Genomic DNA, 8586 nt, shown 5'->3' on the forward strand with positions numbered 1-8586 from the left:
CGTACGCTGCTCCCATGCTCCACCTACGCCTCATCACCCCGGCCGCCACGACGAACGCCGTGGTCCAGCTGATCGAGAAGACGGTCGGCACCACCCACCTCGTCGTCCTGCCCGGCGCCGCCCGCAACCCCGTCGGGGACGTGGTGATGTGCGACGTGGCCCGCGAGGCCGGCGACGAACTCATCGCCGGGCTGCGGCGGTTGGGCCTGGACGCGACCGGTTCGATCGCCGTGGAGAACATCGACCTGTCACTCTCCAAGCGCGCCGACAAGGCGGAGGAGGAGGCACCCGGCGAGGGCGCGGACGCGGTCCTGTGGGAGCACCTGGCCGAGTCGACGCACGAGGAGTCGACGCTGTCGATCACCTACGTCGCCTTCCTCACGCTCGCCACGATGATCGCGGCCTGCGGTGTGGTCCTCGACAACGCGATCCTGATCGTGGGCGCGATGGCGGTAGGCCCGGAGTTCGGCCCCCTGGCGGGCCTCAGCACAGCCCTGGTCCAACGCCACCGAAGACTGGCGGCCCGCTCGCTGATCGCCCTGCTGGTGGGCTTCGCGGTGGCGATGCTGGTGACGGTCGGCTTCAGCTTCTTCATGGACGCCGTCGGCCTGTTCACCAAGGCCCAGTTGGAAGCGGACCGCCCCAACACCGGTTTCGTGTACGCCTACGACTGGTTCTCGTTCGTCGTGGCGGTCCTGGCGGGCGCCGCGGGCACCCTCTCCCTGACGTCGTCGAAGTCGGGCGCCCTGGTGGGCGTGGCCATCTCGGTCACGACGGTCCCGGCCGCCGCGAACGCGGCAGTGGCCCTGAGCTACGGCGACACCACCCAGACCTGGGGCTCCACAGTCCAACTACTCCTGAACCTGGCAGGCATCCTCCTGGCCGCCACCCTGACACTACTGGCCCAGAAATGGCTGTGGAGCACCCAGAGGAAATCCGCGCCCCTATAGGGGCGCGGGGCTCTGACATTTGCGGCTCCGCCGCGTGGGCGCGACAAGCCACAACGCACCCGCACCCCGCCACGCACAGCACCCCCACCCCCAACCCGGCCCCGCAACTACCCCAACGCGGACTTCACAACATCCGCCAACCGCCCAGCCACAGACCGAGCCTGATCAATATCCGCCGCCTCCACCATCACCCGAACCAACGGCTCGGTCCCGGAAGGCCGCAACAACACCCGCCCAGTAACCCCAAGTTCCCGCTCGGCCTCGGCAACAGCCGCCGCCAGCTCAGCAGACGACCCCACCCGCGTCCGATCGACATCAGGCACATTCACCAGCACCTGCGGCAACCGCTCCATCACCCCCGCAAGCTCCCGCAGCGTACGACCCGTCTGCGCAACCCGGGCCGCCAACAACAACCCCGTCAGCGTCCCGTCGCCCGTCGTCGCGTGGTCCCAGATGATCACGTGCCCGGACTGCTCGCCGCCGAGCGCGTACCCGTGCTCCTTCATCTCCTCCAGGACGTACCGGTCCCCGACCGCCGTCTGGACCAGGGACAGCCCCTCCCGCTCCATCGCCAGCTTGAAGCCCAGGTTGGACATCACCGTCGCCACGACGGTGTCGGCGCGCAGCACGCCCCGTTCCCGCATCGCCAGCGCGAGTACGGCCATGATCTGGTCGCCGTCCACCTCCGCACCGGTGTGGTCGACGGCGAGGCAGCGGTCGGCGTCGCCGTCGTGGGCGATACCGAGGTCGGCGCCGTGCTCGATGACGGCGGCCTGGAGCTTGCCGAGGTGGGTGGACCCGTAGCCGTCGTTGATGTTGAGGCCGTCCGGCTCCGCGCCGATGGTGACGATCTCGGCGCCGGCCCGGGTGAACACCTCGGGCGAGACCAGGCTGGCTGCGCCGTGCGCCTCGTCGAGGACCACCTTCAGCCCGTCCAGCCGGTTCGGCAGGACACCGACGAGATGGGCGACGTACTGCTCGAAGCCCTCGTCGTACGAGCGGACGCGGCCCACGCCCCGGCCGGTCGGACGGTCCCAGGGAGCGCCGGTGCGGTGCTCCTCGTAGACGGACTCGATCCGGTCCTCCAGCTCGTCGTCGAGTTTGTGGCCGCCGCGGGCCAGGAACTTGACGCCGTTGTCGGGCATAGCGTTGTGGCTGGCGGAGAGCATCACGCCGAGGTCGGCGCCCAGTTCCGCGGTGAGGAAGGCGACGGCCGGGGTGGGCAGCACGCCGACCAGCAGGACGTCGACGCCCGCACTGGCGAGGCCCGCGACCACGGCGGCCTCCAGGAACTCTCCCGACGCACGTGGGTCTCGTCCGACCACGGCGACCGGCCGGTGGCCCTCGAACGAACCCGCCTCGGCGAGTACGTGGGCCGCCGCGACGGACAGGCCGAGAGCCATTTCGGCTGTCAGGTCCGCGTTGGCGACACCGCGCACGCCGTCCGTGCCGAAGAGTCGTCCCACTGGTGTCCTCCGAAGGTGCTGGGGTTGTGCGGCTCGTGCCGAGTGTCCATGCCGGACCTGGCTACGTATATCCCCTGTGCCTGTTTCCAGGCTGTAGGGAAGCGTTCCTCAAACATGTGCCGTAAGGCTGTGCTACGCAATTGTCCCCGGTAAACGAACCGCCCCGGCGGCACTGAAGTGCCGCCGGGGCGATACGTACAAGACGTGCGAAACGTCCGGGAACAGCCGAGCGATTAACGCTTGCTGTACTGCGGAGCCTTGCGGGCCTTCTTGAGACCGGCCTTCTTGCGCTCGACCGCACGGTCGTCACGACGGAGGAAGCCGGCCTTCTTGAGGGCGCCGCGGTTGTTGTCCACGTCGGCCTCGTTCAGCGCGCGGGCCACACCGAGGCGCAGGGCGCCGGCCTGGCCGGAGACACCGCCACCCGCGATGCGGGCGAGGACGTCGTAGCGGCCCTCGAGCTCGAGCACCTTGAAGGGCTCGTTGACTTCCTGCTGGTGCACCTTGTTGGGGAAGTAGTCCTCAAGGGTGCGACCGTTGATCTTCCACTTGCCGGTGCCCGGGACGATCCGGACGCGGGCGATGGCGTTCTTGCGACGGCCCAGGCCGGCCGCCGGCTGCGGGTCGCCGAAGCGGCCCGCGAGCGACTCGGAGGTGTACTCGCCCTCGACGGGCACCTCGGACTCGGTGGTGTAGCTCTCGATGTCGGCGTTCTCGAACTCGACATCGGCGTTCTCGTCGAGCGGCTGCTCGACAGTGGTCTCGGCCACGATTCTCCTCAGAATTCTCTACGTCTTAGGGGGTGGCCGGAACTACTGCGCGACCTGGGTGATCTCGAACGGCACCGGCTGCTGCGCAGCGTGGGGGTGCTGGTCGCCCGAGTAGACCTTCAGCTTGGAGAGCACCTGACGGCCCAGGGTGTTCTTGGGGATCATGCCCTTGATGGCCTTCTCGACGGCCTTCTCGGGGTTCTTCGCCAGAAGCTCGTCGTAGCGGACGGAACGCAGACCACCCGGGTAGCCGGAGTGGCGGTACGCCATCTTCTGGGTCTTCTTGTTGCCGGAGAGGTGCACCTTGTCGGCGTTGATGATGATGACGAAGTCACCGGCATCGACGTGAGGCGCGAAAATCGGCTTGTGCTTGCCCCGCAGGATGTTCGCGGCAGTGGTGGCCAGACGGCCCAGGACGACATCCTGGGCGTCGATGACGTACCACTGGCGAGTGATGTCGCCGGGCTTAGGGCTGAACGTACGCACTTCGTAGCCTTCGCTTCTTCAGTGGAATGGTCCTGACACATGGCATCACTGAAGCGATCGTGCAGCTGGGGACGACAGTCGCCGGGACCGATGCCCGTATGCCGCCCACTGGTAACTGCTCCAGGGAACCTACGTAAGGGCCTCTCGCGTGAGAACGACCAAGCCGATACGCATAACAAGGGTCCAGGCTACCCGCGCCGCACCGGACGGGTCAAAACGAGTCCGGGGAACGCCGGGCGCGGGAACGCGGAGGACAGTCCGGGCCGGCGTGTGAGAAACCACCCTGAACCCCGACCCTGTTGCTCCCGGGGCCGGTGATACGGGCCTGAGAGGCATCGGCACACGGGTTGCACGGCGTCTAAGATGCGCCCATGAGCTTTGGGCAGGGGGGACCTCAGTGGGATCCCTGGAAACCGAATACCCCGCAGCAGCCGTGGGACGACCAGGCCGGCCGGGCTCCGCAGCAGCCGTGGGGCGGTCAGGTCGGCGGCCAGGCTCCCGACTGGGCCGCGCTCGCCGAGGCGTCCGAGACCCGTAACAGACGCCGCAGACTCCTGCTGATCGTCGGGGCCGCAGTGGCCACCGTCGGCGTCGGCACGGCAGTGGCCATGGCCATGGTCAACGCGGACGGCGGCGACAAGGCCACCAACCGGCCGACCTCCGGCCTGCCCGCCACCGCGGACATCCCCAGCGACACCTCCTCGGCGGCGCCGTCGTTCGCGCCGACCAGCGCGCCGCCGCCGCTGGACCCCAAGGACTTCATATCCGATGTGAAGAAGGACACGGCGCCCCTGGCCCCGGACGACCTCTTCCCGGGTACGCAGCTGACGATGGGCGATCGCCTCTACAAGAAGGGCCCCACCGCGGACACGACGAACTGTGCGTCGGCCGCGAAGAACAGCCTTTCGAAGATCCTCAAGGACAACAGGTGCACGCGCTTCCTGCGCGTCACCTACAGCAAGGACGGCGTCGCGGTGACGGTCGGCGTGGCCGTCTTCGACACCGAGGCGCAGGCCACGAAGGTCAAGGCCACGGTGGACAAGAAGAGCATCGTCGAGTCCCTGTCCGGCGGCGGTGTCCCCACCTTCTGCCGCGCGGCGATCTGCCGCTCGACGACCAACTCCTACGGCCGCTACGCCTACTTCACGATCGCCGGTTTCACCAACGGCAAGGACGTGACGACGAAGAGCACGGCGGTCTTCACCACGGGCGACGACCTGGCCGAGTTCGCCTTCCGCCAGATCAGGCGCCGCGGCGAGGCCCAGGCCTCGGCCGCCAGCCAGTAGCGGCACAAACCCTCCGAAATGGCCGACGATCACTGATCGTCGGCCATTTCGGCGTCGGTGAACCCCAAGGGGTGAATCGGTTAAATTTTAGGCACATGACCCTCACAACCGTTCCCTGATTCCTTCGCATATGCAAGGATCACGTTCCTTCGACTTGCGGTTCCGGATGCCCGGGGGCTTCTGAACCTTGCCGCAGCCGAAGCAGCCAAAGACGGCGTTGGGGAAACAAGGAACCCGGACCGCCCCTGACAGGGCACTCTTCGGCGTGCCCGGCGGAGATCCGTACCGCCTCGACGCACTACCGATCTCACGGGGAGCTTCCCACGGCATGTCATCGACAACCACGCCCATCCACAGCCGAGTTCGCATCAGCGACCGGCCCACCGCCCCGAGCTGACCGAGCGAGGCAGTCATGCAGGAAGCCATCATCCTCGTGGGCGGCAAGGGAACACGTCTGCGCCCGCTCACCAACCACACCCCGAAGCCGCTGCTGGGCGTCGCGGGCTCCTCCTTCATCCGGCACCAGATCGCCAAGCTGATGCACGCCGGTGTGGAACACGTCGTGTTCGCCACCTCGTATCTCGCCGGCCTCTTCGAGGCGGAGTTCAAGGACTTCTCCCAGGACCTGGAGATCTCCTACGCCGTGGAGGACGTGCCGCTCGGCACCGGCGGGGCGATCCGCAACGCCGGGCGCCTGCTGCGCGGCGACGCGCCGGACGCACCGGTCCTCGTCCTCAACGGCGACATCCTGTCCGGCGTCGACCTGCGCGACCTCCTGGCGCACCACGAGTCCCGGGCGGCGGACGTGACGCTGCACCTCACCCGGGTCGCCGATCCGCGCGCCTTCGGTCTGGTCCCCACCGACGACGCGGGCAGGGTGCTGTCCTTCCTGGAGAAGCCGAAGACGGCCGAGGAGTGCGTCACCGACCAGATCAACGCCGGCTGCTACGTCTTCCGCAGGTCGGTCCTCGACGCCATCCCGGCCGACCGTGAGGTCTCCGTCGAACAGGAGACGTTCCCGCAGCTCGTCGCAGCGGGGCGGCGCGTGTTCGGCCGTACGACCACCGACTACTGGCGTGACCTCGGCACCCCGCTGGCCTTCGTCCGCGGCTCCGCCGACCTGGTCACCGGCAGGGCCACCTCTCCCCTGGTGGACCGGCCGGCCGAGGCCCTGATCCACCCCACGGCCGAGGTCGACCCCACCGCCCTGGTCACCGGGGGTTCTACGATCGGCCCGCACGCCGTCATCGGCGCGCACGCCGTCGTCGACCACTCCATCATCGGCGGGAACGTCTCCGTGGGCGCCGGCGCCCGGATCCACGGCTCCGTGGTGGACCACGACTCCACCATCGGCGGCGAATCGACCCTGCGCGAGGTCGTGGTCGGCTGCCACACCCACATCGGCGCCCAGAACGAACTGCCCGCCCAGCTACGGCTGTCGTGCGGCCTGCGCATCCCCGCCAGGGCCGTACGCATCACCGCCACGGCCGCCGCCTGCCCGACCGTCCACTGATACGCGCATCCCCGGTTTCCCCCGTCAGTGCACCTCGCCCCGCACGCGCCGAGCCTGCAGCTGCCGGTCGGCCAGCAACTCGTCCGCCGGATAGGCGACCTCCTCCAAGGTCAGCCCGTACGGCCGTACGACATGCACGGCGCTGTCGCGCACCCGGGCGTCGAGCACCTTCCTCGGCCACTCCACGCCCCGGTGCCCGTCCCCCACGAACAGCAGCGCGCCGACCATGGACCGCACCTGGTTGTGGCAGAAGGCATCGGCGCGGACCTCGATCTCGACGATGCCGTCCAGCCGGCGGCGCACCCCGAAGTCGAAAATCTCCCGAACCGTCGAAGCACCCTCGCGCTTCTTCGCGTACGCGGCGAAGTCGTGCTCCCCGACCAGGGACTTGGCGGCGGCGTCCATCGCGGCGACGTCCAACTCCCAGTCGTGCCAGAGCACATGGTTGCGCAGCAGCGGATCCACCCCACCGGGCCGATCACCGACCCGGTACACATAGCGCCGCCACAGGGCGGCGAACCGGGCGTTGAACCCGACAGGCGCCTCGGCGACCCGCCACACCCGCACGTCCTTGCTGAGCCGCCCGGCAAGCCGCTTGAGCAGCTTCTCCTGGTGCTCCGCCCACACCCCGACGGGCAGATCGACATGGGCGACCTGCCCCCGGGCGTGCACCCCGGCATCGGTACGCCCGGCCACGGTCAGCTCGTACCTGGTCTCCCCGGACCGCGTCACCGTCCGCAGGGCGTCCTCGATCTCCCCCTGCACGGTCCGCCGCCCCCCGGCCTGCTTGGCCCACCCGGAGAACGCGGTGCCGTCATAGGAAAGGTCCAGCCGCACCCGCACGAACCCGGGCTCTACGTCATCACTCACAGGGAGATCCTCTCAACAACACAAAAGCGGGCCCGCACCTGAAAAGGAACGGACCCGCTTTTCGTGGACGCTTACGCGTCCTTGGACTCTTCGGCGGCCTCGTCGGCCGGCTTGGCGTCCTCGACAACCTCATCGGCAGCCTCGGTCTCGACCGGGGCGTCCTTCTTGAGGGTGTCCTCCTTGACGGCACGCTTGGTGGCCGCCTCGGCCTCACCGGTGGCCTGCTGGGCCACGGTCAGGGCCTCCACCAGCTCGATGACAGCCATGGGCGCGTTGTCGCCACGACGGTTACCGATCTTGGTGATACGGGTGTAACCACCCGGGCGGTTCTCGTAGCGCGGGCCGATCTCGGTGAAGAGCGTGTGGACGACGCTCTTGTCCGTGATGACCTGGAGCACCTGACGGCGGTTGTGAAGGTCGCCCTTCTTCGCCTTGGTGACCAGACGCTCGGCGTACGGACGAAGCCGGCGCGCCTTCGCCTCGGTGGTCGTGATCTTGCCGTGCTCGAAGAGCGACTTCGCGAGGTTCGCGAGAAGCAGCTTCTCGTGCGCGGCACTGCCGCCCAGACGGGCACCCTTGGCGGGCTTCGGCATGATCTTTCTCCTTGTTGTCTGCCCCGGCCGTATCAGGTACCAGAGTCAGTGTCCGAGCGGGCGATCACCCGTCGGAGATCCGGGAAAAGCCCCGAAGGGGCGCTCCCGGAAGGGGCGCGGGGAACTGCGCGACAAGCCACAGCGCACCCGCACCCAAACTCAAAAATGCTTAGTACTGCTCGGTCTCCACGAACCCGGCGTCAACATCATCGTCGGCGCCAAAGGCGTCCGCCGCGGCGGTCGGGTCGAACCCGGGAGGCGAGTCCTTGAGCGCAAGCCCCATCGTCGCGAGCTTGGCCTTGACCTCGTCGATCGACTTCGCACCGAAGTTGCGGATGTCGAGCAGATCGGCCTCGGAACGAGCCACGAGCTCACCCACGGAGTGGATGCCCTCGCGCTTGAGGCAGTTGTACGACCGGACGGTGAGCTCGAGCTCCTCGATCGGCAGCGCCAGATCAGCGGCCAGCGCGGCGTCGGTCGGGGACGGGCCCATGTCGATGCCCTCGGCGTCGACGTTGAGCTCACGGGCGAGCCCGAACAGCTCGACGAGCGTCTTACCGGCGGAGGCCATGGCGTCACGGGGACGCATCGCCTGCTTGGTCTCGACGTCGACGATCAGCTTGTCGAAGTCGGTGCGCTGCTCGACACGCGT

The 8586-nt window shown here is 68.4% G+C and carries 9 protein-coding genes; 3 read left to right on the forward strand and 6 right to left on the reverse strand.

All coding sequences use genetic code 11. From position 1 onward, the window contains the following. The first annotated feature begins 14 nt into the window (after positions 1-14). Positions 15-950, forward strand: a complete 936-nt coding sequence (locus tag ABZ855_RS23630; protein WP_360809797.1) for a DUF389 domain-containing protein — start codon at positions 15-17, stop codon at positions 948-950. A 107-nt stretch (positions 951-1057) separates the two neighbouring features. On the opposite strand, the gene glmM is transcribed toward ABZ855_RS23630, so the two are convergent. The 3 genes from glmM to rplM form a co-directional block, all read right to left on the reverse strand. Further along, complete coding sequence (gene glmM, locus ABZ855_RS23635) at positions 1058-2416, reverse strand: phosphoglucosamine mutase (protein ID WP_360809799.1); 1359 nt, start codon at positions 2414-2416, stop codon at positions 1058-1060. A 233-nt stretch (positions 2417-2649) separates the two neighbouring features. Continuing rightward, positions 2650-3186, reverse strand: coding sequence for a 30S ribosomal protein S9 (gene rpsI / locus ABZ855_RS23640; protein ID WP_360809801.1), 537 nt, complete (start codon positions 3184-3186; stop codon positions 2650-2652). A gap of 42 nt (positions 3187-3228) precedes the next feature. Beyond that, the gene (gene rplM / locus ABZ855_RS23645; RefSeq protein ID WP_319206688.1) at positions 3229-3672 is read right to left on the reverse strand and encodes a 50S ribosomal protein L13; all 444 of its coding nucleotides are present in this window, start codon (positions 3670-3672) and stop codon (positions 3229-3231) included. 371 nt (positions 3673-4043) lie between these two features. On the opposite strand from rplM, the gene ABZ855_RS23650 reads away from it, so the two are divergent. Both ABZ855_RS23650 and ABZ855_RS23655 read left to right on the forward strand, forming a co-directional pair. Continuing rightward, positions 4044-4958 (forward strand): hypothetical protein, encoded by a 915-nt coding sequence (locus ABZ855_RS23650; RefSeq protein WP_360809803.1) that lies wholly within the window; start codon positions 4044-4046, stop codon positions 4956-4958. A 412-nt stretch (positions 4959-5370) separates the two neighbouring features. After that, the gene (locus ABZ855_RS23655; protein WP_360809805.1) at positions 5371-6471 is read left to right on the forward strand and encodes an NDP-sugar synthase; all 1101 of its coding nucleotides are present in this window, start codon (positions 5371-5373) and stop codon (positions 6469-6471) included. Positions 6472-6495: 24 nt separating this feature from the next. On the opposite strand, the gene truA is transcribed toward ABZ855_RS23655, so the two are convergent. From truA to ABZ855_RS23670, 3 genes are all read right to left on the reverse strand, one after another. Beyond that, complete coding sequence (truA, locus tag ABZ855_RS23660) at positions 6496-7341, reverse strand: tRNA pseudouridine(38-40) synthase TruA (RefSeq protein ID WP_360809807.1); 846 nt, start codon at positions 7339-7341, stop codon at positions 6496-6498. A 71-nt stretch (positions 7342-7412) separates the two neighbouring features. Continuing rightward, positions 7413-7934 carry a 50S ribosomal protein L17 gene (rplQ, locus tag ABZ855_RS23665; protein WP_319206680.1) on the reverse strand — a complete coding sequence of 174 codons (522 nt, stop codon included), beginning with the start codon at positions 7932-7934 and terminating at the stop codon, positions 7413-7415. A gap of 169 nt (positions 7935-8103) precedes the next feature. Next, a partial coding sequence (locus ABZ855_RS23670; protein WP_360809809.1) for a DNA-directed RNA polymerase subunit alpha C-terminal domain-containing protein occupies positions 8104-8586 on the reverse strand: 483 nt, incomplete at its 5' end.

The organism is Streptomyces sp. NPDC047042 (assembly GCF_040644035.1).
Lineage (GTDB): Bacteria > Actinomycetota > Actinomycetes > Streptomycetales > Streptomycetaceae > Streptomyces.

What these genes read in the sequence shown, in the direction of transcription:
- ABZ855_RS23630 (WP_360809797.1), top strand. Translation starts at nt 15, where the DNA reads ATGCTCCACCTACGCCTCATCACCCCGGCCGCCACGACGAACGCCGTG.
- ABZ855_RS23650 (WP_360809803.1), top strand. Translation starts at nt 4,044, where the DNA reads ATGAGCTTTGGGCAGGGGGGACCTCAGTGGGATCCCTGGAAACCGAAT.
- ABZ855_RS23655 (WP_360809805.1), top strand. Translation starts at nt 5,371, where the DNA reads ATGCAGGAAGCCATCATCCTCGTGGGCGGCAAGGGAACACGTCTGCGC.
- rplQ (WP_319206680.1), bottom strand. Translation starts at nt 7,934, where the DNA reads ATGCCGAAGCCCGCCAAGGGTGCCCGTCTGGGCGGCAGTGCCGCGCAC.